The following is a 26,926-nucleotide window of genomic DNA, read 5'->3' on the forward strand; positions in this document are numbered from 1 at the left end:
ATGTTAAAAAAGATAATTCCCGTTATAATCTGGGCGGTTTTGCTGTGCATTCTTTTCATCTTTTGCCTTTTCCTGTCAGCATGGATGGAAATATCTCTTGTTTACGCCATTGTTTTATGGGTTTTTTTTATTTTTTCTGTTTGTCTGGTTAGTCTGTTTCGGAAATCGTTATCCGCCTTGCAAAAACGGGGTTATTTTCAGAAGCTTTTTTCCCGCCATGTATTTTCCCGTACAGAAAGGATCCTGTATACACACTGGAGATCGGGCGTACGTAGATTAAAAAAAGCCAAAAGAATAAATAAGGTCTATCCCTGGTTTTTTATTACCGCAGCAGGCAAAAGTCATTCAACCCTGCTGTCGGGGTCAGAGATGATGCTAGCTTCGGGATGTCGGGAAAATCGGGAGATCACGCCAGCCCGAACCCTGCGGTGGTGGTTTTTCCAGCCACTGTCATTTCTGGAACTGCCCGGAATATTTTCTGAGTCCGGATGTGTGAAAAAAGTCTGGAAACGAACTGCGCGCTGGTTTCATGCGGCTCCACCGCCGGCCGGCGTTGTCGTCTGCATTTCTGTTACCGAATTACTGAATCTTAGCGATGAGCCGCCTGTTATCAGGGGAAGGCGTATACGTGCTCGCCTGGAGCCGTTGCTGAATAAAACCAGAAGACGCTTGCCGGTTTATGTCCTGGTGACAGAGTGTGAAAATATCCCGGGATTCAGCCGCTGGATAAGTGCGCTATCACCCGAACAGCAGCAGCAGCCTCTGGGATATTACTGGCTCACGCCTCCCGCGATTGATAACCGTGATCTCTCATTCCTCAGTCCCCTTTTCGATGCCATGAGAGAGGGGCTAAATAACGTGCGTATCAGCATGTTCTCCGGAGCAAAGCCTGATGCTGATACACTTTTTCTGCTGGACATACCTGAGCAGATGCAGTCGCTTCAGCCTGTGTTGCATCAATATGTTGCGTCCATCTGTGGAGATGATGTTAGTTCAGATTCTACGGCCCCGGCATTAGGCGGGATCTGGTTTACGGCAACAGAACCTGTTAGCAACACATCAAATGAGAGAAAGAGTTATTTTACAGGAGAGCTGTTTTCCAGAACGCTGCCATTTATCAGTAGCAACAGCAAAATATTATACACATGTCCTATCCGCGGCTTTTTGAGCCGCTGGGGAACGCTTTTTATCGCGAGCATAGTTACATTTCTGCTGTTGTTTAGCGCGACAATGAACTTTCATGTTGTTGATACCGATAAAAGCAGCGATGTAATTAGCTCTCTTTCTCAGCTGGAATCGATTGATACTGCCCTTCAGCATCCGGTCCGTTATTTACCTTTTATAAGTGTGCTTTATTCCCGCCAGGCTGAGATTGAGGGTAGGATATTATCCTATTCTGTCATTAATTCTCAGGATGATCGCGAGGTTATCAGCCGTTACCACCAGGATTTCAGCCTGGCCGTTCCGGAAAAACAACGTGAACTCATCCTGGAACTTGCTCGTGCTGTTGTGGCAAAAGAAAGCCTTTTGAACGGCAACTCACTGGATTTGTCATCAGGAAGGTCACCGATATCGTCTGCCCTGACAATGATGACTAGCGATATTTCCCTGACTCCACGCCAGAGTCTGCTGCTCCAGCGTGCACTTTTGTTGCGTAATGGAGGAGAACAACAGATATCCCGTTTAAGACGTTTACTGGGTGAACTTGTCAGTGACGATCCACAGTGGCGATGGCTGCTGGCATCAACTCAGCAGATTTCGCCTGTACGTTCGGAAAGCTTCTTTCCAGGAAGTGGTGACAAAGTCAGCATTGATGGCATCTGGACAGCGGAGGGGACGCAACAAATTTACCGCTGGCTGAAAGAGATTCACTACGCAACAGGTAAAAAAATAGACTTACCCGCTTTGGCACGGTTTGAACAACGCCTGCCTGCACTACGTCAGTCGGCCTGGATTAAATTTATTATACAGCTGAACAGACTGCCTGTTTCGGACCTGAGTGAGCAACAGTGGTCTGATATCTTGCTCAATATTGCCCAGGGAAACAGTCCTGCAACAGGCCTTGCGCGTATGGTAAATCAGCAGCTTGCAGACATCAGTCATGCTGACGCTTCGCCCTGGCTGTTACAGCTGCGAAAGCTGGTTGAATTGCAGACGAACAGTGTTTCAGGAACGCTGGTTCGACAGTTCAGTCAGCGCAAGCAGGAGCTGGATTTTGTCTTCGGGGAGTGGCTTAAAAAGGGCAAGGGCGCTCAGGTTATTACTGACGTGGGCTTACAGGCACAGTCGTGGACGGATTGGCAGAGCAGTTTACATTCTGCCGTATCAGATGCACTTAATTCGCCATCAGATACTCCCTTGCTGACGTCAGGTCTGTTTGCCCCTGTTCAGGGAAACGAAAACAATCCACTTCCTGCACTGAGTAAGCGTTTCACTGCATTGCGTAAAAACCTGATCTCTGTGACGCCAGATGCCGGTGTTGACGCGGTCTGGACACTGTATGGGCAGGATAAAAAATTGATAATCGCTCATGCCATGCAACAGAGTGGATGCTGGTTACAGCATCAATGGCAAAGCACGGTGCTATGGCCACTGGAGCAGAACGCCAGGCGAATAGACTATCCGGCACAACAGGCTCTCGCACACCAATATATTTCCTCCTTTATGCGTGATTCAGCAAAACATGTTCTCGCTATCGGTAAGAACGGTGCTGAAGCAGGCAAATTTGAAGGCCAGCATATAAAGCTGAGCCAATCGTTTATCTCCCTGATAAACGCGGAACTCAATCCCGATGATTTGCTGCCCATGCCTGAGCGGGATAAAACCCGTAAGGATGACAAATTAGCCCTGCTCAGAGCCCAGCAGAAAAGTCTCGAAGATAAGCAGAAACAGCTGGAGAGCACGCCCAGAGAATTGAGCCTGCATAGCCTGCCAGCCACAGTACCTGGTGGTGCCGGGCTAATGCCTGTCGGCACAAAACTTACTCTTTTTTGTGACGATCAACGCTGGGTACTGAAGAGTATGAACTTCGATGAACAGGCGCTTTTCAGGTGGCGGCCGGGTCATTGCGGCCGGGTGGCACAGCTTATTCAGTTTCCCGGCTTCAGCCTTGAATATAACTATACAGGAGAGAGTGCCTGGCCAGATTTCCTCAACGATATAGCAGAAGGGCAGCACACTTATCAGGCGGAGGATTTTTCCGACCAGGCTGCATTATTGCGTGCGCAGGGTATTAAACAAATCATGGTTCGCTATCAGCCAGCCAGCCAGGCTGATGTTCAGGAGACCTGGCGGCAATGGCAGGCGCTTGAACACGCACTTGATGAGAATAATAGCGCGCAGCAAGCGTCTCTCATTCAATCCGGCGATGGACGCTTTTCTGAACCGCAAAAACACCTGCTTTCCCGCCTTCCTGCAAAAATTGCAAGTTGCCCCTGACCAGCTGTCGGATGAACTGTTCATTTAGTATAAAAATCAGGAAAAAAACATGAGTCAGTATTTGAAAAAAATTACGGAAGTCTTTTCTGCCGATGCGCGTTACTGCCTGAATGCGGCGGTGAGTCAGGCCGTTAGCCGGACTCACCATGAGGTGAGTGTTGAGCATTTACTGCTGGCGCTAATCACTACTCAGACGGTATTGCTTGAACAGCTGTGTCTGGGGGCGGGGCTCAGAGGGGACCAGCTGGCAGACGCGCTGACGCATAGTCTGAACCAGCAGCGCAGCGGCAATACCTGTGGACCCGTACTGTCTGAGTCCCTTGTCCGGCATCTTGAGAAAGCATGGCTGCATGCCAGCATTTGCTGGCATCAGCGGCATCTTCCTGCCACGGCGTTTATTGGTTGTCTGCTTGCTGACCCGGACGATGTTACGTTGCCTCTTCCGACAGAGGTTCGTCAGGCACTGCATTGTGACGTGCTGAAGGCTGACGCACTCATGGCTGAATACTCAGGTACGGGCCAGAAAAAAGATAACACGGAAGAAGGTGTGCCATCTGGTGGACCTGCATTGCTGAAATACACCCATAATCTGACTCAGAAAGCGCGCCGGGGAGAGCTGGATCCCGCTACAGGGCGTGAGAATGAAATCCGCCAGATGATAGATGTATTACTTCGTCGGCGTCAGAACAATCCAATCCTGACGGGTGAACCTGGCGTCGGTAAAACAGCACTGGTTGAGGGATTAGCGCAGCGCATCGTCAGCGGTACCGTACCAGACTCACTGAAAAAAATGGATATCATGTCACTTGATCTCAGCCTGTTACAGGCTGGAGCCAGCGTAAAAGGTGAATTTGAAAATCGGCTGCAAAGCCTGCTCTGTGACATTAAGTCTCACCCCGTGCCGGTCATTCTTTTTATTGATGAGGCACATATGCTGGCTGGAGCAGGAGGGACAGCGGGCCAGAACGATGCAGCCAACCTGCTAAAACCCGCCCTGGCAAGGGGAGAGTTACGCATGATCGGTGCTACCACGTGGTCTGAGTACAAAAAATATTTTGAAAAGGATGCTGCGCTTGCCCGCCGCTTTCAGATAGTCAGGGTGACGGAACCCGACCGGGACACGGCAATTAATATGCTGCGGTCGATTGTACCCGCCATCAGCAGTCATCATGGTATTCCAGTCCCTGATTCGGCAATCGTGGCTGCTGTTGAATTCTCTGCCCGTTATCTTCCGGGCCGGCAGTTGCCTGATAAGTCAGTCACGCTGCTGGATACGGCCTGTGCCAGGGTGGCTTTGTCCCAGAGCGACGAGCCACGAGAGATTGAAGATCTGAATGTCATGCTGAGGAATATCTCACTTGAGCGCCGTAGCCTCTCTCTGGACAGTGGATGTGCAACACGTATTGCCTGGCTGGATCAACGTAAAGCTGAAATCAAACAAGATCTGACCATTCTGACTCCGGTATGGAAAGAACAGCAGAGCCTGGTTGCCCGGATTGCTCAATGCCAAAATTCTGAGCAGCAAGCAAGCCTGCGGCAGAAACTGTCTGTAATGCACAAACAGCAACCTATGGTCTTCGAGCGTGTTGATGCGGCATGCGTTGCAGAAATTATTGCCGGGTGGACGGGGATTCCGGTGGAACAAATCCTGGAGCAACAACAGGGGCCGCTGAATACTCTGTATGAACGTTTGTGCGAACGGGTTACCGGACAACCCCATGCGCTTGGAGCAATTGTCCGTCAGATTCGAACCAGCCGGGCGGGTCTTGCCGATCCGTTAAAGCCAATGGGCGTCTTTATGCTGGCCGGACCTTCCGGAACAGGTAAAACAGAAACAGCACTGGCCCTGGCAGAAATGTTGTACGGCGGAAGTAAAGGTCTGATAACGCTGAATATGTCTGAGTATCAGGAGGCACACTCTGTCGCCGGCCTGAAAGGCTCTCCGCCTGGCTATGTCGGCTACGGACAGGGTGGTGTACTGACTGAGGCTGTGCGCCGACAACCCTACAGCGTTGTTCTGATTGATGAAGTTGAAAAAGCACACAGAGATGTGATCGAACTTTTCTATCAGGTATTTGATAAAGGGGTCATGGAGGACAGTGAAGGGCAAACTATCGATTTTCGCAACACCTTCATCATTCTGACCAGTAATCTGGCTGATGATGTAATTATGGCGGCAGGAGAAAAGGAATCTCCTGATATCAATGCATTAGTCCGCCAGATACGACCTGAATTCAACTGCGTATTTCCAGCGGCGTTTATGGGGCGTCTGACCCTGCTCCCTTACTTACCGCTCAGTGCCCAGGCGCTTAATAATATTATCAACGCTAAGCTCAGAAAAATCAGCCTGCGCTTTTCTGGCAGAGACGGTGAGAAAAGATCTCTCAGTTACAGTCCTGCAGTAGTGAGGTATATCGCTGACCGCTGTCATGTCAGGCAAAGTGGCGCGCGTGATGTTGATACTGTAATCAATCAGAGCCTGTTGCCTTTGGTGACCGACTATTTGCTCGAAGCTGACGGCAGCGGAAACCTGCATATCCGGGTGCAGGTTAAGGGAAAAGATCTTGCCATCGTTACAGATCGACAGAGTAAAAGAAAATGAACTCAGGCACTGGTTTTCAGGCGCTAAAAGTTAATAAAAAAGATCCGAGACAGAGCCCGGAGTTTCTTGAAATCAACTGGTCCATGCAGAATGCAGATATTCGCAGGATGAGTGAAAGTGAATGGAAAACGCTGGATAGCCAGTGCCGGGCATACTGGCGTAAGTATGGGTATGATTTGCAGAGTGGGTGTTGGTTCTGTCTGATGAGCTTAAAGCTGGACGGCTGGAGAGGTCTGGCGCAGGGACTCAATATCCTGGTTAAAGTATGGCGCGGCAAGGCATCCGAATATTGCTGGCCTCCAGTCGTCGATTCGGATCGACGACGATATCTGCTTGAATGGCTGAATACACACGTAGTGACCAGTATTTACCAGCTTGACTGTGATGATAATTTTACGGCCGTGGCCAGTAGTATTGCTGAAAATATTGCACTGCTTTATGACGAAGCGGTGAAAACGGATGCGCGTTGCAGAAACTCTTTAAAAAATATGCATTATTTTCTTCAGGTTCGCAGTAAAGCATCTTCTTCTTTGATTTTAAGCCTTGCACATTTAAAAATTGATAAAGATATACGGCCAGAATTATCTCCGATCAATATTAAAACCAATTCCTCTGTCCAGGGGAGCAGCATAAAAAGAAAGCATCTTATTCAGGCTGGATGTGCAGGTATTATTGGCGGTATGTTGGCGACCATGCTGCTAATGTCCGGCATCAGATACATGGAAAAACCAGGAGTTACCCAACAGCTTGCTGGAGTACTTCAGGATTTTCCGGGTGACGATGCACTGACAGCATTAGCATGGGAGGGGATAGATAAGGAAGAACTGGAAAGTCATCGTGATGAAATCTTGCATAAGTCGGCGTTATTATTGACATGGATTGCGGATCGTCCAAACAATGAATTACTTCGCAAGGGCGATATTCTTGCTCATCGTCTTGAAAATGCATGGCCTGATAATTCGGTCAGTCAGAAATGGAAATATGAACTGCAGGCTAAGGCTAACATTTTACCCTCAACGTGGAACTACAAAGAGGTTACTGCCGATCTGGACGAATTTGATTTAAAACTGGCCAATGCAGAACAAAAAAAAGGAGGATATTTAACGATTTCTGAACTGAAAAGTTTTTCCTGGAAAATACGCAGAAAACTGGAAAGTTCAGGCGTACCACCAGAAGAACTGCTTAGATATTCAGCAGAGAATAAAGAAGGTGGTCGTAAAGAAATTCTGGAGTCTGTTGCAAAAACCTTGTCTGCTTTAAATGCTTTGTATGTATTGTCAGTGAACCAAAATGATAAGCCAGCACAAGAAAATCATTAAGTCACAAAAGGATTATGCTCTTTAATGAACGTAATGTTTTTTCTGAAAAAATAAAGCTGATTTGATTTTGTTATTTTGAGGTGGCTGGCAACGCTAAGCTAGCATCACCCGTGTAAAATTATACTAAATACGAGATTTAAAATGATAAACTTTGATAGAAGTATTTCAAAGAAATGTTTGAAAAAATTCAGTGAGAGAACTCAGGTTAGAAATGAAAGAGAAAAGATTAATAGCGATATATTACGGGCGTGGGATTATGAATTAAATAAAAAAACAAGGCCAGATTTAATGATCGCACACTGTATCTCTTTCCGAGGAAGCGTTTCTGCCATTGGAAAAAAGAACACAAACTCACCTTTTTTAACAAAGTCTGTAGAAGCGGTTCTATCATCATGGGATGTTATATCTGCCTGTTGTACAGGTGCAGTGTCGAATTCTAACGGTATTATGGAAGGTCGGGTGCCTCTGGATATTCAACTCAATCTTCGTGTTCCGGTACAAAATATTTTGGGTACTCATCATAGTGATGTGAGATTCAATAATTTTTCAGGGCTTGAAGGTAATGTTCCGCATGGACGTGTTCTGGATAAAGCGGCACTGACCGAAAGTATCTTTAAAGGGATAGAAAGACCTAATGATCATGGTTTCAAAATGTCTGGTCCTTATAATATTTTACGTCATCCAAATGAATTCTTGAGGAAAATTGTTGCCAGGGTGGGTAATTATAACGAAATACTTCTTGTGGGGAAGACAGGCGTACGGATGTATATGGACTTCCCATGTACTGAAATGATAAAGCTAAGAGGAGTTTCATTCAGACCAAATTATCTTATAAAGCTTTTGATTAAAAGGGAATATGACGAAGAAACACTGTCAAAATTTGAAGAGGACATGGAGTTTATAAAAAAAATCCTCAGGATTAATGCTAGTAACAGACTTCTATTTCCGATGGGAAGATATCCTGGATTAAGGAGGCTTAAGTTTTCATATCACATTGAAAAAGCAGGGTTTATAACAGTTGATGGTAGCTCTTATGTGCTTAGATGAAAGCTAAATTTTTAACATTTTACTGATTATTCGCAAGGTGCCGGGAGAATGTTCCTGCCAGCCCTGTTATCCGTTAATTAGTAAGGAGATACGTATGGATAAAAAAAGTGTGTGGCCGGCAATCCATTGCAGGTAAACAAGGCATTGGAACTACAGGCATTGATTATGTGTTATTTCCCAAAATATACTAACTGCGAAGTTGAGTTTGAAGAAGACAACTGGGATTTCTGGGCTAGTGATAAGGTTATTCAGTCAAAAATAAGAAGTATGGCTATATCAAAAGGGTATTGTAAAAAGGATTTTATAGTGCGAAACCGGATGGTTGTAAAAAAAGCAAAAGCAATCAGCCCCATAAAAACCCTTCACAGGGCATTGGTAGCAACCTATGTTACTTCAGGTAATTACTATAATACGCCCTTGAGACGACGTCTCAATCCAGTTCAGCGGCTTGTGTCTGAACCACTTACCATGAGTATGGAGGATGTCATTGAAAAGTTCAGGCGTGAAAGCGAAGAAGCTGCCAGAAGTTATGGGTCTAGCCTTGAATTTACTGTAAGAAGCATGAGATTACAGGGCAGGTTGTCTGCGGGCTTTTCAACATTACTGCTTAAAAATCTGCTATTGGAAAGAAAAAGAAAAGGGACAACGTTTCGTGGCGTTCTGGCGTCATCACAGTTTGTGACTTTGCTCGATTATTACAGTCAGCATTCTACCGTTGTAACCACAGATCAATTTCTTTCCACTACCACATATCAGCTTGTTGCCAGAGAATTCTCCGCAGGAAAATATGATTCCCGATCTGTTTCTGAAGGAGATAAAAAAGTTGTCTTTATCGTTGAGGGATACTCTGGTGCAGAAATATCAGCCTGGATTGATGAAGGTGAAGTGTTATATCCGCCAGAAGTTTATTTTCAGGTCTGTCCAGTAAGTACTTATGAAAAAATACGTTATCTGGGTGCTACGTACGGCGCGTTTATCTATAAATTAAAAGAGGTTCCTGCGCCAGCTACCGATAAGAAAATACCCTTTTTAACAGATATTCATAAAATGCAACGTTAAGGCATAATTTTAAAAACATGTTTGATAGCACACCTGAAAATGCTGAGGTTCAAACATACACTCCATAAATATCTTCTTTTGGTTTTTTAGCTTTTAAGAAAAATATGGTGGAGTTTTCAGGGTGAGGTTTCTCTTATGTTTTTTCTGGTGGATGTTTTTATTTTTCTATAATATAAAAGGTAATATTTATGTTAACAAGCACTCAACGTGATAAGTTAAAAAATATATTTAATCATCGTGCTAAAATGAAGGCAATTAATTCATTTTTATCCTTACAAGAACCTGCGGGCCCAGAGCAAATCCTTGAGCTAAGGAGGTTGTCTGACAATGATTATTTTTTTGTCCCTGTGATGCCTGAAAGGAAAATTGATATCCCGAAACCTCATGGGCGGTTTTTATTTGTTATCCCCTCTTTCTCGCCAGGAAAGGTCTTCTGTGGCGTACCTAAGGGTTACAGGACGTTTGCTTCTGATATTATCAAACCAATACAGGGCCATACTTCAATTTGCCTTGATAAAGATGTGTTTTTTGCGGGTGAAGTGGATTTTATTAATGGCGTATTGAAAAGCTGGTCGAATAGCAGTGGTCATTATATGCCAAAAGCAGAACTCATTGATGTTAATTTTATTCCGGCAGTAAAATTACTCTTGCCTAAAAGTAAGTTTAATGAGATTTTTTGAAGTCATTTTTTGTTAATGATAGACATGTAAATTTTTTAGACTACTGTTTTTTTGAAAAGCAGGATATCCAGGCGTGCCAGAAAGATTCATTCACTACAGAATCTGGCAAATGCCTGCAAATACCTCAGAACTGGTAAAGGAAATAGATCGTTCATTACGGTCTGGAAGAATGCGTTAGCAAAGATACCTGTACCCTAAAATTTTATGAAAAAGGAGCACCCCATCATGGAAAGTCAGAGTCTTGTTGATATCGCTGAGGCCTTTCCTCAGTTAGCCATCGATCTCAAATATGCCACAGCTGACAATCTAACCGGTCAGCCCATCTATCGCGACGCGCGCTGTCTGCTGCACGTTGATGCGGCGAGAGCGCTGGCAAAATGTATCAATATCGCCGGTGTGGCGGGCTATAAGCTGTTGATCCTCGATGCGTATCGGCCACCTGCTGCGCAGGCTATTTTATGGCAGGCCTGTCCTAATCCTGACTACGTTGTGCCGCTTTCGCGTGGATCAAACCACAGTCGCGGAACGGCGGTAGACGTGACGCTGATCGATGAGCGCGGTGAGATCGTGGATATGGGCACCGGCTTCGATGAGATGAGTGAGCACTCTCATCCTTATCATCCTGCGGTGCCTGTTTCGGCACAGCGCAACCGACTGATGCTTAATGCCATCATGCTGGGCGGTGGCTTCAGCGGTATTGCAACCGAATGGTGGCATTTTGAATTGCCCGGTTCAGAGAATTATCCTCTGATTGACGGCGCGTTTCACTGTTATTCCTCGCCTCATGCGGAAAATATCAACATCTGAAGCGTTATAAACAGGTGGGGTATAATGAGTGCAGGGAAATTAGTATCGCGCTGTTTAATATAAGCAGAGTGATTAATTAAAGGAATTCGGGCAGGGCGGAATGACATTGTCATTTACAGCGGTTTTCTGGAGTAATAAAAAATAAGCCGTGGCAGACGCCACGGCTAACGATTTATGCAGACTGCCACTCGCTTTCAACATCCGCTTTGGCTTTAGAGAGAATGACTTTATTGTCATCAACTTCTTTAACCCAGCTGAATGGAATAATGTGGTGCTTGCCGCCTGCTTCAGGGTCGCTTTTCGCCAGTTTAATTTTGTCGTCGCCTTCAAAATGGTCGACAATACCGACATGTTCGCCGTTTACATCAACAACCTGTGCGTGATCCAGAATCTCTGATTTATCTACCATGGTGGCTTAATCCTTATATTTGATGAGTTAAGTTGCCCTCAGACAAAACAAGCCTGGTAGTTAAATACGTTTTTAGCCAGGCGATTAACAAAATGAAATAGTTAAGTGCGCTGGTCCTGGTCGATATTATTTCCCCTTATAAGTGTGTGTGAAAGAAAAATAAGCGAAACCGCAGATAAGGCGGATTTGTCTGTTGCATCAGGCATTCTGACCTGTTCATCTGCTACATCAATTTAATCAGATTAGCAGCGTGAGTCTGCCGCGTGTTTAACAACAAGGCTATGATAATCAGACCCATCGCCATGCAGTAGAGCAACCTGATCGCGGGCGGTTTAACGTACAGAAAGGAGTCCCTATGACAGCAGTCAGTTCATTGACCACCGAAGGCGGCGTCTGGATTAATCAGCCGCCGGTACACAGTCTGGATGGCAATACGCTGCAGTTCGAAACCGCGTTAAACAGTGATTTCTGGCAGCGCACCTGGTACGGCTTCGAACGGCACAGCGGTCACGCCTTTGGCTTCTGGGTAGAAAACGACTTCACCGTTCAGGTGCAGGTGAGGGCAGACTTCAGTCAGCTCTATGATCAGGCCGGTCTGTTCATTCAGGAGAGTGAAACGCATTGGGTTAAAGCGGGTATTGAGTTCAACGATGACCAGCCCGCCATTGGCAGCGTGGTCACGCGTGAGTTTTCTGACTGGTCTACCGGCGTCTTTCCCGGCGATGCGCGTCAGTTCTGGATGCGAGCCACGCTGGAAAATGCCGCGCTGAGGATCCAGTACTCCACTGATGGAGAGATATGGCCGCTGTTGCGGCTCTGCCCGTGGCCGGGTCAGGGGCGGCGTTTTGTCGGTGTGATGGGCTGCTCGCCCGAACGCGAAGGGCTGGCGGTTAGCTTTATGGATTTCGCGCTGACTCCGCCGCTCGGTAAAGCACTGCACGACCTGTCATAACCCTGGGCAGATTGCTTATCATCGCAGAATCGGCTTAATTGTCAGGTCCGAATTTGCGGTGACGCGTCGTCCATGCAGGACAACGCTTTTACAGGGAAAGCCATGCGTTGTTCCAACTTGTTGACCAGACTGCTGGTCATCTTCTGCTGTGCCGGATGGGCAGAGCAGGCCGCAGCCGATACCGTCTGGCTGAATAATGGCGACCGGCTGACGGGCACGATTCGTTATCTCAGCGACGGCAAGCTGGGCATAGAGACACAGTATGCCGGGACCGTCACGCTGGACTGGAATGCGGTCAGCACGCTCGCCAGCGAGAATCCGGTCAATGTCGAAAACAAACAGACCGGTGAGCATTATCAGGTGCGGCTCAGCTCGTCCGATCCCGGCTATGTCTGGGTTGAACGCAACGAGCAGGAGCAGCAGGTCTCCCTCAGGCGTATTGACGAGTTTATGAAAGCCAAAGTACGCACCGATCAGCTCGCGTGGACCGGCAACATTGATGCGGGCGTCAAAGTTAAAAAAGCCTCGACCAAAACGGATGACTACAGTTTTGCGCTTAACACCAAACTCAACCAGGGAAAATGGCGGCATGACATCGGCGCGACCTTCAATCGCGAGCAGGAAAACGACAGCATCAACACCAGTAACTACAGCCTGCGCTATGCCTTTGATTACCTGGTCAGGGAGCAGTATTTCTGGCAGACCCGCGCGACCTACAAGCGCGACTGGGTTGAGAATCTCTCCCGGCAGGCGCTGATCGGTACCGGGCCAGGCTATCAGCTGTGGGACACTGAACTCAGCGCGTTCTCACTCTCGCTGCTGGGCGGTGCCTTTGAGTATGGCTACAGCGACGACAGGGAAGAGCGACATTTTGGCGGCTCAGTACGCTGGAACTATCAGCGCTATTTGCTGGGCAAGTCGGTCACGCTTTACAGCAATGGCGACATCGGCCATTCGCTGGACGATGACGGGGTATTTATGCTGGATGCGGAAGTCGGAATGCGCTATAGCCTGACCTCCTGGTCAACCCTGCATATTGGCTATCATCGCAACCTGGTCAGCGGCATACCGGATACCCTGAATGAAGGCATCTTCTCCACCGGGCTTGGGCTAAAGTGGTAATCCGCAGATTGCGCAACGTCGCAGCAAATCCTTACGGTTTTTATCCGATTACAGGCCCGGCATTAGCTAAGCTCCATGTACTGTCACAACAGGAATGCAGAAGATGATCGTAAGTAGCATGGTGTATCGTCCGGGCTGCGCGGGCGAAGAGGTCCAGGTCGATGATATCAGTGAAGTGATTAAAGAGCCGGAGGCGTTTATCTGGCTTGGGCTGTGGCAGCCAGACGCTGAGTTTATGGCGAAGATTAAAGAGGAGTTTGGACTCCACGAACTGGCGGTTGAGGATGCGCTTAATGCCCATCAACGCCCTAAAATCGAACATTATGGCGACTCACTGTTTATTGTCGTGAAAACGGTGTGCGCTAAGGATGACACCTGCGAGCTGGGTGAGTCCCATTTCTTTGTTGGGAAAAAATTCCTGATCAGCATCCGTCACGGCGCATCGGAAAGCTACACCCCGGTGCGACAGCGGGCGTCTGAAAACCCGGCGCTGCTAAAATTTGGTCCGGCCTATCCGCTTTACTGCCTGCTCGATTTTGTCGTGGATCGGTATGCTCAACTCTCCACCTCTTTGAATGAGCGGGTCGGGCAGATGGAGAACGATCTCTTTACCAGCGAATTTGACCGCAAGTCGGTGCAATCGGTTTACACCATGCGTCGTCATCTGCTGTCGCTGCGCAATGCGGCGCTACCCGTTGAAGAGATCTGCAATCAGCTGATTCACCTGCATGAAGATTTGATACCCCGTCCGCTGCGTGCCTATATCCGTGACGTACAGGACCATGCCCGCCATGTGGTAACCGACGCGGAAGATATGCGCGAGATGCTGACCAGCGCCATGCAGGTCAATCTGGCGCTGGTCACGGTGCAGCAGAATGAAGTGGTGAAAAAACTGGCCGGCTGGGGGGCGATTCTGGTCATCCCGACAGTTGTATTCAGCATGTATGGCATGAACTTCGAGCACATGCCGGAGCTGAAGTCGCTGTATGGTTATCCGCTGGCTGTCGGGCTGACGCTGGTGGCCTGCGGCGGGCTGTGGGCCAGGCTGCGCCGCTCTGGCTGGTTGTGATCGTGACGGGTCAGGAGAGGATGCACAGGCGGTCATCCTGGTCCTGACCCGCGTTATTTCGCTCTACCTGACGCAGCTGCCCGTTTTTGCCGCGGGTCCACATGAAGATGCGCGGGATCGGTCCGGCAGAACAGGCAACGGATACCGCCACAACGCGAACCCTTTGACGCTGGGCTTATTCTGCCGCTGCCCTTGTAATCCTGTCGATTTAGTTCAGACTCACTACTCCACTCATGTTTTATCATCAGAGCTGGCCTGACTATCAATCAGCGTTATGCTTTTACAGTCAGGATTAATGTGAATGAATTTACACGTTTTACCTTCTACCCGATCACCGGCTGGCATATCGGTCCTCTGAGCTCGCATCAGGCACTCGTCCTCAAATTCGGTTATATCGATCCCGACGCCCCGCGTGAACAGGGCCCGCAGGAGACGCTGTTCCTGGGGCTGACCATTGAAATGGCCAAAAAACTGGTTGCCAATCTTTCCGAACATATCGACCACGCCGAAAAAATGGGCAACCAGCACTAGTTTCCATCCGGGAAGACGCCTGGCACCAGGCATTCAGTCATCCATCGTCGGGTGCGCACATCGTTATGCTGCCGCCGCATTTAACCTGGCGGCACCACCGCCGACAATAACGCTATCCACGCCACTCTATGCGACTGGCCTACGCTGCGATTCACTGGCTATCGCTGCGGGGTTCGTTTTCGTCTGATTGCTGCAGAATGAATCCCGTTTGAGTCAGCAGCGTCTGCGCCCGACGGGCCTCCCCGCGTCTTTTGGACTATTGATGATTAATCAGCAATAGACCTGTTCTTTCATGATGAGGCACACTTTGTTGTCATCCTGATGTCAAAACAGCGACAACAAGCGAGCAGGAACAGCATCCGACTGACCGGTCAACAACGTTGCCTGCGCGAGGTTACGTAACCCGTTGAGTGCCATAAGTCACCATAAAGATCGTCTACACTGCTTAGGGTCTGTTCCACATTGAGGTGTTGCCATGACCGAACATGAATTCAGAAAATTGTTAGCCGAACAGGGATTTGATGAGCCGCTGCTGGTTGAACGTGCAGCGTCAGCCCAGCTTGATAATCACGTCCATCCCTTTGAGGCGCTGGCACTGATTCTCAGTGGTGACATCACTATCAGTACTGAACAGGGCGACACGACTTATCATCCCGGTGAGACATTTCACCTGCAGCCGAATGAGCTGCATCGCGAGGCGTTTGGTCTGCAGGGCGTCAGTTATCTGGCGGGACGTAAATATGAGTAACGAGTATTAGCATGAAGGTTTCAGACGATCTCTTTATCCGACTGGCGCGCTCACCGTTCCGCCAGCGTTTTCGCCTTGGACGCGCTGAATATGATTACGCCAACAGCAAAGGCGAGCCGGTGGTGAGGCAGCACGCCGCAGAGTTTGTGGAACAGCGCCTTGCGCCTGCCCAGCCTGACAATGATGGCAAACAGACACCCATGCGCGGCCATCCGGTGTTTATCGCCCAGCACGCCACCGCGACATGCTGTCGTGGCTGTCTGAGTAAATGGCACAATATCGGACAGCATCAGCCGCTGAGTGCTGAGCAGCAGGCGTATGTGGTAACAGTGTTACTGGCGTGGATTACGCGACAGCTGGAACAGCCTGCGCCGCCTGCTCGCGTGACCCGAAATCAGCCTAAAAAAGACGACGATCCGCAGCTCGCGCTTTGGTAGTGGGCGAAAAATCTACAATCAATCACTTTTTCTGGTGAAAACTGGCCCTTTTTCATTCCTGGTTTATTCTTAAATCTTTCCTGGGAAGGCTATGCCAGGATTAAAACCTACACGGCAACGATGAATACAGAGGGAATTATGAAGAAATCAATTATTGCACTGTCTGCTATTTTGCTGGCCTCGCCAGTATTTGCTGCTACTACTACAGACAACACCGTTGCAGAAGCGCATAAAGGCGCTGATACCGCCAAAGAAAAACTGCATCAGACCCAGAACGAAGGCAAAGAGCTGAAGCTGAAGTCTGAGCACGCCGCTGAAGGCAAGAGCCACACCACCGGTAGCAAAATCACCGAAGGTGCACAGAAGGGCTGGCACGAAACCAAAGAAGGCACTGAGAAAGGCTGGGATAAAACCAAGCAGGGTGCCGAAGATCTGAAAAACAAAGCGACCAACTAATTCGCTGCTGTTTCAGGGTTAAAAAAAACCCACCGAAAGGTGGGTTTTTTTATGGCCTGACGCTGTCAGGGCTTATTTAAGGCCGCTTTCTCTCTCTGCGAGGCGACTAACGCTGAGACTCTGCTTTCCGTTTCTGCAGCCGCTTCCGCTGATGCCGCAGCCGCTTCTGCCGCGGCTTCTGCTGCTGCCTCGGCGGCGTCATCGGACTGTTTCTTGCCTTCTTCGATAAACTCTTCGTCGATGGCTTCGATATTCTCACGGTTGTCGCGGCCGGAGAGGAGATTCCAGCAGGCGATAAACAGAGCAGCAATCACCGGACCGATAACAAAACCGTTAATGCCGTAGATTTCCATACCGCCCAGCGTGGCGATCAGGATCATATAGTCAGGCATTTTAGTATCTTTGCCGACCAGCAGCGGACGCAGGATGTTATCCACCAGACCGACAATCACCACGAAGAAACCAACCAGGAACAGCCCTTTCCACAGTGCGCCAGTGGCGAAGAAGAAGATCGCCGCAGGCACCCAGATAATGGCGGAACCGACTGCCGGAATCAGGGAGAGGAAGGCCATCAGCGCACCCCACAGCAGGCTGCCGTCGATGCCGGTAAACCAGAAGGCCAGCCCGCCGAGAATACCCTGAACGATACCGACTACCACCGTGCCTTTCACCGTCGCGCGCGCCACGGCGGCAAACTTCACCATCAGGTGATGCTTCACGTAGGTTGAAAGCGGCAGCGCTTCCAGAATCAGATGTACCAGATAGGAGCCATCTTTCAGCAGGAAGAACAGCAGATAAAGCATGATGCCAAAGCCGACGGTGAAGCTGAACGTCCCTTTACCGATGATAAAGGCGCTGCCCGCGACATACTGACCGCCCTTAAGGGCAAACGAGGAGAGCTTCTGCTGAATCTGCCCGGCGTTATCCAGATTGTTTTCAGCCAGAAAATGCTTCGCCCAGCGCGGCAGATGCTGCAACAGATCGGCGAAGACCACCGGGAACTGCGACGAGTTGGTCTGCAGCTTGTGATAGACCGCGTTGGTTTCAACCACCAGTGAGGAGGCGATGATCGCCAGCGGCGTGAACACAATCAGGCAAATACAAAGCAGAGTAATTAACGCGGCTATGCCATTACGATCACCCAGTCGATTACGAAGCCAGGTTTTCAGCGGATGGAAAATGACCGCCAGAATCGCTGCCCATAAAATCGACGAGAAATAGGGCGAAAGGACGTCAAAAAAAGCGACGGTGGCGATAGCCAGAATCAAAATGAAAAACCCGATGTTCAATCCTTTAAAACGCATGGAAAAACCTCATCTGGAACAAACGCTGATAAACCCGACGCGCAAATTTTCTGTGCCTGTCTTCGCTTATGCGAGGGCCTGGGACGCATTAACGGTCTGGCTTTGTTCTTAACACGCTGCTGGTGACAGCATCATGCTGGCTAACTATCTGAAAGGTCTGGCAGAAGTGATGAACGGATAATGTTCGTTCGCTGCGTGACTTCCGGTCGGTAGCAGGCTGCTTCTGACTGCAGCGCGCTGAATCCTACATTAGCGTAGCGGTTTCGACCATTATTGGTAGGTCAGAGACTCATGTTCTCTGTGTATGCTGCCGATAATAGCGTTGACTGAGCAAAAAACAGGCAATAAGAAATGGGTAAATCGAGCGTTTTAACGGTGCTGCTGGCGCTGGCATTAACTGGCTGTGCCACCAAACAGTATCCTCAGGCGGCGGCCGTAACGCCGGAAGAGACGGCGACACTTAACTGCAGTGCACTGGATCAGGAACTCGTGAAAGCGCACAGCGTGCAGAGTGACATTGAGCAAACCGGCCAGTTTGATGCACTGACCGTACTGGGATTTGTCGGCGATTTCGGGCTGGGTAATGGCATTGCGAAATACAATGCCAGCCAGAAGGCAGAACGGCGACTGAATCAGTTACAGTCGCTGAAAGCCGCTAAGTGCAGCCAGCGACTGTCGTAGCGGGCGGCTTAAAATCAGCCAACGGTTCCTGCGCGGACATGCTGCAGCCGGACATTTTCGGCTGCACGTTTACCTGCCAGAAACGCGTGATCCGAATTGTAATATTCCCACTCGCTGTAGCGACCCGACAGATGAATATCCTGAGTCAGCAGCCACTGACGGATCAGCGCCACGTTATCGCTTCGAGCATGGTCATAGACCACGTAGGCATAGGGCATATCAACCTCGGAAGCACAAAGCAGCGGATCGTCCGCAGTGATCATGCCGACCCTGATGCAATCCTGACGGCAGCGCTCAATCAGCGCATCGCCCTCCAGCGGCAGTGGGTTGGCCGCATTGTAGGTGATTTCGCAGGTTAAGCCGAACCCGCCCGGCGGATTGCAGTGTGGGCTGGCATTACCCTGCACAAAGATGCGGTGGAACAGCGTATCGCCAGGATAGTAAATCCAGTGCTTTTCGGTCAGATCAGCGCGACCAATGCCCAGATTCACACAGCGCACCGAAACAAACTGCAGCTGCTGCGCCGCCTGTTGCACACTTTCTGGCACCTCATCGCCCATCAGTTTAATCAGCTCCGGTAGCGGCATAGTGCTGATTAACTGGTCGTAACGGTAGTGGCGCCCATCCGCCAGCAGCGCGACATGCGCATGTGGATAGATACGGGTCAGGGTCGTGTTGGCCTCAAGCGTACATTTCAGGTGCGGCAAAAAGCCGGACATCAGAGCCTGAAAACCGCCCCGCAGCGGATAGCCGAAACGGGCATTGGGGCCAACCGGTTTCGCCAGCGGTTGTAATGCGCCATCAATGATTTGCGACAGATCGGGCAACGGGACGCGCCCGCCCAGCCAGGAGGTCTCCATATCTGTCAGCGGCACTTTCCACAGCTTCTGGTTGTAGGGCAGGGCAAAGTGACGCGCAATGCCTTTGCCCCAGGTGCGCATAATAAAGTGGTGGAAATCTTCTGCACCGTCGACTTCACCGCTGCTGCTGCCCTCATCCGGAATCGCGCCATCAGCACAGCAGTCCCGTCGTGCCCGCGCCCTGTCCAGCGGCACAGCGGCGGCGGCTGTGTCGTCGTAACGCGCCTCAATAGCCCCCAGCACGCACTCTTTTACCACCTCGACGGGTAAGCCGTGCAGCGCTGACTGGAACGGATAGCGGGTATACACGCCGTCACTGTAAACCCAGGCTTCACGTGCCTGCCAGTGCAGGTTGTTGCCAAGCAACATCTCATAGAGCTGCAACACATACGGGTCCTGGGAGAACATAATGTGACCGGCATAATCAAAGGTGAAACCCTGATCATCAATGGATCGACACCAGCCACCAGGCGTGGCATTTTTTTCCAGCAGGACTGCGCCTTCGCCATAGTGATAACCGGCGCTCAGCCCGGTGGGTCCGGCGCCGATAATCAGGCAGGGCACCGCTTCGCTCTCCAGCATCGCTGGGGTGAGTGGTGTCACGTTAGTCTGTGCGCTGGCCTGACTGGCTGACTTCAGGGCAGGCTGACGTTGCGCGAGCGCCTGCTGGATCAGTCCATGTATCTGCTCAGCGGTGCGATCCCATGAGGTGGCATCCACTTTTGCCTGCATCCGTCCCATCAGCGCCAGCCGCTCAGCGGCACCCATCGCCATTGCCTGTTCACAGGCGGCAATAAACGCCGGATGAGTCTCTGCTACCGCCACCTCCTCTGCGTAATGGCGCGCCACATCGACAATCGCGGTACTGACAATCGGCAGTTGCGCCGCCATATATTCCAGCACCTTGGTAGGCGAGATGAAGCGGGTGGAGGCATTAATGGCGAACGGCATCAGACAGACATTCCAGCCTGCCAGAAATTGCGGCAGTGACTGGTAGGGCTGCTGGCCGAGCCAGTGAAGATTGTCGCGCTGTGGCAGGCTGGCGGGATCAATTTTTACCACCGGCCCAACCATAATGATCTGCCATTCGGGGTGGGTGTCTGCCAGCGTCGCAATCAGCGGCAGGTCGATGCGCTCATCAAGCACGCCGTAGTATCCCAGACGCCGCGGTGGAATCGTATCCTGCAACGGATGACGATTCGTGCGATCGCGTGCCTGCTCAAAATGAACAGCATCGACACTGCTGGGAAAGCAGTAGACCTGAGAATGTTTGTCACGCTTCGCTTCATAGAGACTGGTGCCGCCGGTAAAGACCAGATCCGCGCGGGTCATCAGTGCCGATTCGCGCTGTTGCAACTGGCGCGGCGCATTCTGGAAGGCGGAAAGCTCATCCATACAGTCGTAAATTACCAGCGAGGGATCAAACGGCGTCAGCAGCGGCAGCGCCATCGGCGTATAGAACCAGATCAGCGGCTGTTCATTTTCCTCAAGAAGTGGCGCCAGCAGCAGCAACAGTGGCGCGATCTGGCTGTCATGAAAACCGGGCGCGTCGCTGTCGGTATGTGGCTGAATGACCGTGATGTTAGCGGTAGGTGAACTCTGATGCAGACCCGGAGGCCCCGACTGCCGGACCGGCTCCTCGACAAACAGCACGCGATAGTGCTGCGCCAGGCGTGTCAGAAGCTGCTGCGGACGCTGGAAAACAAATCCCCAGCGTAAATGGCTGAAAACAATGAGAACAGGTGGTTTCATGGTGTGCTCCTGACGTTGTAGTGGGGACTGAATGTGCTGCAAAAAGCGCTGCGCCTGCCGTAAAGCGTCGGCATAAGGCTGCTGTAACTGTCGGGCGTAAGGATCCGGCCCCAGCAGATCGAGATCCCATAAACCGCTGCGGGTCCAGAAGGTGGTCTCCTCCCACAAGGGACGATCGAGGATCGGATAGAGGCAGATGCCGATCAGATCAACGCCTGCCAGCTGTGCCTGCGCTACCTGGGCGGTGATTTCGCTGATCCAGGCTCCACGTCCGCTGCCAACATGACTCGTTTCCGCCAGCAGAATGGGCCGCTGGTAACGCTGCCAGACTTGCTGGAGCATCTGATGCAGTGGCTGGCGGCGGTTGTCGCCCAGATGCCAGTAAAGGCGGAGGTTTGAGCCCTGTTCCCACTGGTTATCGTGGTAGTAATTCACGCCAATCAGATCGAGATAGCGGGGTGCGCCACCCAGCTCCGGGTTACGCCTGCCGCTAAGCATGTCCCACGCCTGATACTGGGTATCGCACATCTCACGCGCCAGCATGTCGCTGGTGGGATCGGCAGGATCGGGCACGATATGGATCAGCGGATCGCAGTGCAGCAGACGGGCGCGCGGATCGGCCAGCCAGATCGCATCACAGGCGGCCAGAGTGGCGCGCACCAGTTGCTGCTTGGCAGCATCCGCCCGATCCGGCGCCGGAATTGCCTCACAGGCGAACAGTCCGACCGAGATGCCCCAACTGACAAAGGAGATTTCATTCATTGGGGAGTAAACCGGCCGCTGCTGATACCAGGGCGCCAGAAAGCGGGCCAGCGCACCGCAGAACGCAGCAAAGCGACTGATAAAGTCGTGATCAAACAGGCTGACGCCAGCGGGCCAGCCGTAATGGCAGATTGTCCAGCTCAGCTGGATGCCCTGCTGCTCTGCGGCCCGCATCCGCGCAGCGACCGTCGAAAAGTCATAATGCCCATCGCGTTCACATAAGCGCCAGCCGACGCTTTCGCGTACCGTGCGAATAGAAAAGGGGGACAGCACGGCATAATCCTCTGCTACACGTGCCTGATGCTGGTTAAGATCGTTCATCGACAGCGCAATCCCGGCAGGATTGATATGGTCGGCACCTTCATAGCCGGCCTGCCAGAAACTGGTAAAAGGCGTCATGGCATCTCCCGAAAAAAAGCAACACGTTTTCCTCTGACGAGCCGTCGCGAAACGGGTCAGGGCGTAACAGGTATGCATTGCAGACTGGTCGTTATAACCACTCTGAACAGATGGGCGATCCTTGCCATAAGGCACAACCACTGAAGGACAGGCATCAGGTCCTGTGGCGGTCTTGACGAGAGATAGCAGGTATCTATGTGCGGCGCTATCGGCAGGAAAAAGGCTGACTTCTCTGAATGTTATCGGGTTTATGGAAGCCTTACTGGAAAGTATAGATGCGAGAGTGTGGTAATCAACTTATTGAAGTAAAAAGAAAAAAGCGTAGCGGTAAAAGAATTCCAGTCAGAAACAGGATGTTTTTTGGTTAGGTTTCATAATCTGTTTGATAAGCGCAGCGTGAACAGCGTCAGCGCTATTTTCAGCTTTATTAACCTTTTCCTTCACATGCAGAGAGGTCAGACTCACCCGCTTTTACGTTACAGCTTCGCTTGCCTTTTGGCGGGCTGGCGACAAGATTTACTTATCACTGGCCTGAATCTGCGGGTCATCAACGGAGGGCTGCGATAATGCGCGTTCCCTTAAAACAGGATGTTTAGCAGACTATGTTCTCATTCGACTGGCACCGTTTCTTACTCAACGATCAACCGGCCACCTTTTTATTTGAGGTGGTGGCGCGGGTCCTGATCGCATATCTGGTGGTATTCACCTTTTTGAAAGTGTCTGGACGACGCGGCGTGCGTCAGCTGTCCCTGTTCGAACTGGTGGTCATCCTGACGCTGGGCTCGGCATCGGGTGACGTCACGTTTTACGATGATGTGCCGGTGTTGCCGGTCATTATGGTGTTTGTGGTGCTTCTGGCCCTCTACCGCCTGACGACCTGGCTGACGGCACACAGCCCGCGCTTTTCACGATTTATTCAGGGCGACGTCATTACGCTGATTAAAGATGGGTTGTATGTGCTGGAAAGTCTGGATCGGCTGAATATTTCCGAAGATGAGTTTTTTATGGAGTTGCGGCAGAGCGGCGTGGAGCATCTGGGACAGGTTCGGCTGGCGCTGGTGGAGGTAGATGGTCAGCTCAGCCTCTATTTCTATGATGATAATGAGATGCGCGCCGGGCTAAGTATACTGCCGCCGGAGCATCGGCAGGATTACAGTACGGTGCCGATCAGCGCCCTTTACGCCTGCACGCATTGCGGGCAAACACAGAGGATAGAAGCCGGGCAGCCGGCCGTCTGTCCGCGCTGTCAGCGACAGCGCTGGTCGGCGGCACTGAGCGTGCGTCGGCTGCATTAGCGGCCCGTGCCTGCTTAACCTTTCCGGCTTGTCGCGTCAGCATCGCCCCGATGAGCACTGGCGAAACAGGCGCTGAGCGGGCGCTTTTGCTCTCCTTCATCGGTGAAATTATCCGCGCTTAGCCAGGCGTTCAGGGCGCGCTGAACGTCTGGCCATTCCCGGTCAATCATCGACAGCCAGTCGGTATCCCGATTACGCTGTTTTCGCATCATGACCTGACGAAAACGGCCCTCAAATCGAAACCCCAGCCGTTCTGCTGCGCGTCGTGACGCGACATTGGTTGAATCGCAGCGCCACGCGACTCGCCGATACCCCAGCGAGAAAGCCTGTTGCAGCAGCAGAAAAATCGCCTCGCTGCCGATCACACTACGCTGCATCAGCGGCGACCAGGTGACGTGACCGATTTCAAGGGTGCCATGTTCGGGTTCAATGCTGGCGAAGCAGACCACACCGCAGGGCTGCTGATTCGGCGTGCAGACAGTGAAGGGTACCAGGGCTTTATCGGCAACTTTATCCGCAATCCAGCGCTGCATCTGCACCAGCGAAGCGGGCCGCTCCGCGCTCAGCCAGGTCCAGTCGCGATCATCCGGTGCCAGCATAAAGGCCTGTAACAGCGACGCCGCATGATCCACGCTAAGCGGTAAAAGAAGGCAGTGCTGTCCCTGGAGAGGAACGCCGTGCGGTCTGGCGACCGGCTGCCAGTCGGGCAACGCTTCACCGACCGGCTGATCAAACTGATTGATATTCACTGGCATCCTCCTGAAGGGAATAGGGACGGGAAGCGGGAAAACTTTCGAGCTGTACTGACGGGCTATCCTGAACCGCGAGTAAACCCGTTGCAGCTTGTTCCCGCTACCCACATAACTTTGCCTGTTACTGACAGAAAATGAAAACCCTTCAGGCAGCATAGCGACACCGAATTCATTGAGGTGTGCGTATGAAAGTGAGGCTGGCCAGTGCATTACTGTTTTTGCTGTTATCGTTTGGCGCGTTTTCACAACAGGTGATCAGTGAAAGTCATCCCCATTCACGCAGTGCGCGACTGCTCGAGCAGGGGAGTCAGGTGGACACGGCGGATTCGCCGGATGAACATCTGCTGGAGCGGCGGGAGTGGCGAAGCAGTCTGGAGCGTAAGCCGTTTTGAAATGAATTCCCCGGCAGAGTGATCCGCCGGGGAGCAGGGAATGTGGCCCTGCTGGTTCATGTGACTAAATGGTGGCCTGGGAGGCTGCCATGCCAGGCACCAGAATCACCTTGCGACACTCCTCTTCGCGTTTTGCGAAAATATCGTAGCCGCGTGCGGCATCTTCCAGCGGGAGATGGTGAGTTATAATCTCTTCCGGCGTCAGATGGCCCTGCTCAATCAGCTTCAGCAGGTCAGGCAGATAAGCATGGACATGCGTCTGTCCCATCTTAAAGGTCAGCCCTTTGTCGAAGGCATCGCCAAACAGAAAGCCGTGAATAAATCCTGCGTAGACGCCTGGCACGCTGACGATACCGCCACGTCGCACTGCAGCAATACACTGACGCAATGCTTTGCCGCTGCTGCCTTCCAGCTTGAGATTGGTGAGCACGGTCTCAGTCATGCTGCCTTTTGCCTCAAACCCGACGGCATCAATTACGGCATCTACACCGCGATTGCCGGAACTGTGTTCGATAATCCAGCCAGCCGGATCATCAATTTCATCGAAATTAATCGGGATTACGCCGTAACGTTCGCGGGCAAAGTTTAAGCGGTAATTATTATGGTCAATCATGTAGATCTGTTCGGCACCCTGCTGGCGGGCGCAGGCAGCACTGAGCAGGCCAACCGGTCCGGCACCGAAAATTGCCAGGCTGGAGCCCGGCTTGACCTCAGCGTTTTTCACCGCCTGCCACGCAGTGGGCAGAATGTCCGACAGGAACAGCACTTTTTCATCCGACAGCACCGACGGCACTTTGAACGGGCCTGTGTTGGCTTTGGGCACACGGACATATTCCGCCTGGCCGCCAGGCACACCGCCATAAAGCTTGCTGAACCCAAACAGCGCTGCAGGTGGCGTGATGTTTTTGCGGTTCAGGATGGCGCCTCGTCCGCTATTGGTATTTTCACAGGCGGCATACTGACTCATGAGGCAGAAAAAGCAGTCGCCACAGGCGATAACAAAAGGGATGACAACCCGATCGCCTTTGGCCACGGCGGTCACTGCGCTTCCGGTCTCAACCACTTCACCCATAAACTCATGACCAAAGATATCGCCATGCCCGGTGCCCGGGATTTTGCCGCGATAAAGGTGCAGGTCTGAACCGCAAATAGCGGTAGCGGTCACACGCAGGATAATATCATCGGCGGCTTCCAGCCCAGGATCGGGCACGTTATCCACACTGACTTTATGGGGACCATGATAAGTTAATGCTTTCATCTCTTCATCTCCTGCTGACAAGGGAATGGTGGTCAGGCCAGAAGGCGTGACTACCCGCGGGAAAGACTCAGGGAACCTGAAATCGCAACCTGCCTGAAGTGTAGTAACCCTTTGAGGAGTAAGCAGAGCGGTGCATATGACTGACCTGTATCAGCCGGGCTGACAGGGCGGAAGCAGCTGGATCGTAGCGACCGGGGCGGAGGCCGAATCGGGCTGCCAGCGGGCCAGATCGGCAAAGGCACGACGATAAACCGTATCGATCTGCGCCGGAACCTGTTCGATATAGTGAAACGCATGCTCGCGTGTTTCACCGGTGAGATTCTGCAAATAGTGCCGTGCGTCATCCAGCGTGGGGATCTGGCCTTCCATTCCCGCCATGCGGGCGGGCAGACCGGTCCAGATTAATCCTTCAATGCCTTTCGTCTGTGCCCACTCCGCCAGCGGTCCGGTTGCGTTCTCTGTCACCGTAATCATGCCGATGCCATCGACGCGGCTGTCCGGAATCGCCTCTCGAAGGCGCAATGCACGGCAGGCGCTCTCCAGTGACGCCGTGTTTAACCAGGCCCAGAGTACCTGCACCGGTTTTGCGTTCAGACAGATCGCGGTCGAGAGTTCACCGCCGTCAGCGATGCGCACAAATTCAATCGGTACCGCAGGGCCATCATGATGCCACGGACTGGCCACTGGCAGGTCGCCGGTTTTCCAGATTAACGATCCCCATCCCAGGCAGGCAATCTTCATTTTCATCTCCTTTGCATCTGTCGGCATGATCGCGACAGCGTGAGGTAAAGCGTA

Annotated in this window: 23 protein-coding genes; 17 read left to right on the plus strand and 6 right to left on the minus strand. The window is 51.3% G+C overall.

Translation table 11 applies throughout. The features are described from left to right. The 7 genes from P2R09_RS01155 (at position 1) to ddpX (ending at position 10,952) form a co-directional block, all read left to right on the plus strand. Positions 1-3,438 carry a type VI secretion system protein gene (locus P2R09_RS01155; RefSeq protein ID WP_275766325.1) on the plus strand — a complete coding sequence of 1,146 codons (3,438 nt, stop codon included), beginning with the start codon at positions 1-3 and terminating at the stop codon, positions 3,436-3,438. 49 nt (positions 3,439-3,487) lie between these two features. Then, positions 3,488-6,040, plus strand: coding sequence for a type VI secretion system ATPase TssH (tssH, locus tag P2R09_RS01160; RefSeq protein WP_275766327.1), 2,553 nt, complete (start codon positions 3,488-3,490; stop codon positions 6,038-6,040). Next, positions 6,037-7,359: a VasL domain-containing protein gene (locus tag P2R09_RS01165; protein WP_275766330.1), complete on the plus strand. Its 1,323-nt coding sequence runs from the start codon at positions 6,037-6,039 to the stop codon at positions 7,357-7,359. Before tssH ends, P2R09_RS01165 begins: the two co-directional genes overlap by 4 nt. Positions 7,360-7,500: 141 nt before the next feature. Continuing rightward, positions 7,501-8,406 (plus strand): hypothetical protein, encoded by a 906-nt coding sequence (locus P2R09_RS01170; protein WP_275766332.1) that lies wholly within the window; start codon positions 7,501-7,503, stop codon positions 8,404-8,406. Between the two features lie 111 nt (positions 8,407-8,517). After that, complete coding sequence (locus P2R09_RS01175) at positions 8,518-9,465, plus strand: hypothetical protein (protein WP_275766334.1); 948 nt, start codon at positions 8,518-8,520, stop codon at positions 9,463-9,465. Positions 9,466-9,653: 188 nt separating this feature from the next. Beyond that, on the plus strand, positions 9,654-10,145 hold the full coding sequence (locus P2R09_RS01180) for a hypothetical protein (RefSeq protein ID WP_275766336.1): 492 nt from the start codon (positions 9,654-9,656) through the stop codon (positions 10,143-10,145). A gap of 225 nt (positions 10,146-10,370) precedes the next feature. Continuing rightward, the gene (gene ddpX, locus P2R09_RS01185) at positions 10,371-10,952 is read left to right on the plus strand and encodes a D-alanyl-D-alanine dipeptidase (RefSeq protein ID WP_275766338.1); all 582 of its coding nucleotides are present in this window, start codon (positions 10,371-10,373) and stop codon (positions 10,950-10,952) included. A 172-nt stretch (positions 10,953-11,124) separates the two neighbouring features. On the opposite strand, the gene P2R09_RS01190 is transcribed toward ddpX, so the two are convergent. Further along, a complete protein-coding gene (locus P2R09_RS01190; RefSeq protein ID WP_003854080.1) occupies positions 11,125-11,361 on the minus strand; it encodes a DUF2171 domain-containing protein in 237 nt (78 codons plus the stop codon). 355 nt (positions 11,362-11,716) lie between these two features. Here P2R09_RS01190 and P2R09_RS01195 point away from each other — a divergent pair, with 355 nt between their 5' ends. From P2R09_RS01195 to P2R09_RS01225, 7 genes are all read left to right on the plus strand, one after another. Beyond that, complete coding sequence (locus P2R09_RS01195; RefSeq protein ID WP_275766342.1) at positions 11,717-12,313, plus strand: DUF1349 domain-containing protein; 597 nt, start codon at positions 11,717-11,719, stop codon at positions 12,311-12,313. Positions 12,314-12,415: 102 nt separating this feature from the next. Then, complete coding sequence (locus tag P2R09_RS01200; protein ID WP_008924985.1) at positions 12,416-13,435, plus strand: DUF481 domain-containing protein; 1,020 nt, start codon at positions 12,416-12,418, stop codon at positions 13,433-13,435. Positions 13,436-13,538: 103 nt separating this feature from the next. Further along, the gene (gene corA / locus P2R09_RS01205) at positions 13,539-14,504 is read left to right on the plus strand and encodes a magnesium/cobalt transporter CorA (protein WP_003854075.1); all 966 of its coding nucleotides are present in this window, start codon (positions 13,539-13,541) and stop codon (positions 14,502-14,504) included. A 297-nt stretch (positions 14,505-14,801) separates the two neighbouring features. Next, positions 14,802-15,035 carry a hypothetical protein gene (locus P2R09_RS01210; protein ID WP_275766345.1) on the plus strand — a complete coding sequence of 78 codons (234 nt, stop codon included), beginning with the start codon at positions 14,802-14,804 and terminating at the stop codon, positions 15,033-15,035. 475 nt (positions 15,036-15,510) lie between these two features. Further along, the gene (locus P2R09_RS01215; protein ID WP_003854069.1) at positions 15,511-15,783 is read left to right on the plus strand and encodes a hypothetical protein; all 273 of its coding nucleotides are present in this window, start codon (positions 15,511-15,513) and stop codon (positions 15,781-15,783) included. Between the two features lie 11 nt (positions 15,784-15,794). Beyond that, entirely contained in the window at positions 15,795-16,220 is a 426-nt protein-coding gene (locus P2R09_RS01220; RefSeq protein ID WP_275766347.1) for a DUF4186 domain-containing protein, read from the plus strand. A 138-nt stretch (positions 16,221-16,358) separates the two neighbouring features. Further along, positions 16,359-16,676 (plus strand): hypothetical protein, encoded by a 318-nt coding sequence (locus P2R09_RS01225; RefSeq protein ID WP_275766349.1) that lies wholly within the window; start codon positions 16,359-16,361, stop codon positions 16,674-16,676. A 65-nt stretch (positions 16,677-16,741) separates the two neighbouring features. On the opposite strand, the gene P2R09_RS01230 is transcribed toward P2R09_RS01225, so the two are convergent. Continuing rightward, the gene (locus P2R09_RS01230) at positions 16,742-17,980 is read right to left on the minus strand and encodes an AI-2E family transporter (protein WP_275766351.1); all 1,239 of its coding nucleotides are present in this window, start codon (positions 17,978-17,980) and stop codon (positions 16,742-16,744) included. A 351-nt stretch (positions 17,981-18,331) separates the two neighbouring features. Between P2R09_RS01230 and P2R09_RS01235 the strand changes: the two genes are divergently transcribed. Then, complete coding sequence (locus tag P2R09_RS01235) at positions 18,332-18,661, plus strand: hypothetical protein (RefSeq protein WP_275766353.1); 330 nt, start codon at positions 18,332-18,334, stop codon at positions 18,659-18,661. Positions 18,662-18,675: 14 nt separating this feature from the next. Here P2R09_RS01235 and P2R09_RS01240 read toward each other — a convergent pair whose 3' ends face one another. After that, positions 18,676-22,434 (minus strand): FAD-dependent oxidoreductase, encoded by a 3,759-nt coding sequence (locus tag P2R09_RS01240; RefSeq protein ID WP_275766355.1) that lies wholly within the window; start codon positions 22,432-22,434, stop codon positions 18,676-18,678. A 602-nt stretch (positions 22,435-23,036) separates the two neighbouring features. On the opposite strand from P2R09_RS01240, the gene P2R09_RS01245 reads away from it, so the two are divergent. Beyond that, the gene (locus tag P2R09_RS01245; RefSeq protein ID WP_003854056.1) at positions 23,037-23,729 is read left to right on the plus strand and encodes a YetF domain-containing protein; all 693 of its coding nucleotides are present in this window, start codon (positions 23,037-23,039) and stop codon (positions 23,727-23,729) included. A 14-nt stretch (positions 23,730-23,743) separates the two neighbouring features. Here the strand turns inward: P2R09_RS01245 and P2R09_RS01250 are convergent, their stop codons facing one another. Beyond that, entirely contained in the window at positions 23,744-24,478 is a 735-nt protein-coding gene (locus P2R09_RS01250) for a GNAT family protein (protein WP_275766358.1), read from the minus strand. Positions 24,479-24,666: 188 nt separating this feature from the next. On the opposite strand from P2R09_RS01250, the gene P2R09_RS01255 reads away from it, so the two are divergent. Further along, a complete protein-coding gene (locus P2R09_RS01255) occupies positions 24,667-24,873 on the plus strand; it encodes a hypothetical protein (protein ID WP_039659145.1) in 207 nt (68 codons plus the stop codon). A gap of 64 nt (positions 24,874-24,937) precedes the next feature. On the opposite strand, the gene P2R09_RS01260 is transcribed toward P2R09_RS01255, so the two are convergent. Together P2R09_RS01260 and P2R09_RS01265 are read right to left on the minus strand one after the other, a co-directional pair. After that, positions 24,938-26,131 carry a zinc-dependent alcohol dehydrogenase gene (locus tag P2R09_RS01260; RefSeq protein ID WP_275766362.1) on the minus strand — a complete coding sequence of 398 codons (1,194 nt, stop codon included), beginning with the start codon at positions 26,129-26,131 and terminating at the stop codon, positions 24,938-24,940. 150 nt (positions 26,132-26,281) lie between these two features. Further along, complete coding sequence (locus tag P2R09_RS01265) at positions 26,282-26,872, minus strand: hypothetical protein (RefSeq protein WP_275766364.1); 591 nt, start codon at positions 26,870-26,872, stop codon at positions 26,282-26,284. Between the last annotated feature and the right edge of the window lie 54 nt (positions 26,873-26,926).

This window comes from Pantoea sp. Cr_R13 (assembly GCF_029222565.1).
Taxonomy (GTDB): Bacteria; Pseudomonadota; Gammaproteobacteria; order Enterobacterales; family Enterobacteriaceae; genus Pantoea; species Pantoea eucalypti.

Coding starts and splice junctions, on each gene's coding strand:
- tssH (WP_275766327.1), top strand. CDS start 3,488: ATGAGTCAGTATTTGAAAAAAATTACGGAAGTCTTTTCTGCCGATGCG.
- P2R09_RS01170 (WP_275766332.1), top strand. CDS start 7,501: ATGATAAACTTTGATAGAAGTATTTCAAAGAAATGTTTGAAAAAATTC.
- P2R09_RS01155 (WP_275766325.1), top strand. CDS start 1: ATGTTAAAAAAGATAATTCCCGTTATAATCTGGGCGGTTTTGCTGTGC.
- P2R09_RS01200 (WP_008924985.1), top strand. CDS start 12,416: ATGCGTTGTTCCAACTTGTTGACCAGACTGCTGGTCATCTTCTGCTGT.
- P2R09_RS01180 (WP_275766336.1), top strand. CDS start 9,654: ATGTTAACAAGCACTCAACGTGATAAGTTAAAAAATATATTTAATCAT.
- P2R09_RS01225 (WP_275766349.1), top strand. CDS start 16,359: ATGAAGAAATCAATTATTGCACTGTCTGCTATTTTGCTGGCCTCGCCA.
- P2R09_RS01230 (WP_275766351.1), bottom strand. CDS start 17,980: ATGCGTTTTAAAGGATTGAACATCGGGTTTTTCATTTTGATTCTGGCT.
- P2R09_RS01220 (WP_275766347.1), top strand. CDS start 15,795: ATGAAGGTTTCAGACGATCTCTTTATCCGACTGGCGCGCTCACCGTTC.
- P2R09_RS01245 (WP_003854056.1), top strand. CDS start 23,037: ATGTTCTCATTCGACTGGCACCGTTTCTTACTCAACGATCAACCGGCC.
- ddpX (WP_275766338.1), top strand. CDS start 10,371: ATGGAAAGTCAGAGTCTTGTTGATATCGCTGAGGCCTTTCCTCAGTTA.
- P2R09_RS01255 (WP_039659145.1), top strand. CDS start 24,667: ATGAAAGTGAGGCTGGCCAGTGCATTACTGTTTTTGCTGTTATCGTTT.
- corA (WP_003854075.1), top strand. CDS start 13,539: ATGATCGTAAGTAGCATGGTGTATCGTCCGGGCTGCGCGGGCGAAGAG.
- P2R09_RS01260 (WP_275766362.1), bottom strand. CDS start 26,131: ATGAAAGCATTAACTTATCATGGTCCCCATAAAGTCAGTGTGGATAAC.
- P2R09_RS01235 (WP_275766353.1), top strand. CDS start 18,332: ATGGGTAAATCGAGCGTTTTAACGGTGCTGCTGGCGCTGGCATTAACT.
- P2R09_RS01190 (WP_003854080.1), bottom strand. CDS start 11,361: ATGGTAGATAAATCAGAGATTCTGGATCACGCACAGGTTGTTGATGTA.
- P2R09_RS01265 (WP_275766364.1), bottom strand. CDS start 26,872: ATGAAGATTGCCTGCCTGGGATGGGGATCGTTAATCTGGAAAACCGGC.
- P2R09_RS01165 (WP_275766330.1), top strand. CDS start 6,037: ATGAACTCAGGCACTGGTTTTCAGGCGCTAAAAGTTAATAAAAAAGAT.
- P2R09_RS01195 (WP_275766342.1), top strand. CDS start 11,717: ATGACAGCAGTCAGTTCATTGACCACCGAAGGCGGCGTCTGGATTAAT.
- P2R09_RS01215 (WP_003854069.1), top strand. CDS start 15,511: ATGACCGAACATGAATTCAGAAAATTGTTAGCCGAACAGGGATTTGAT.
- P2R09_RS01240 (WP_275766355.1), bottom strand. CDS start 22,434: ATGACGCCTTTTACCAGTTTCTGGCAGGCCGGCTATGAAGGTGCCGAC.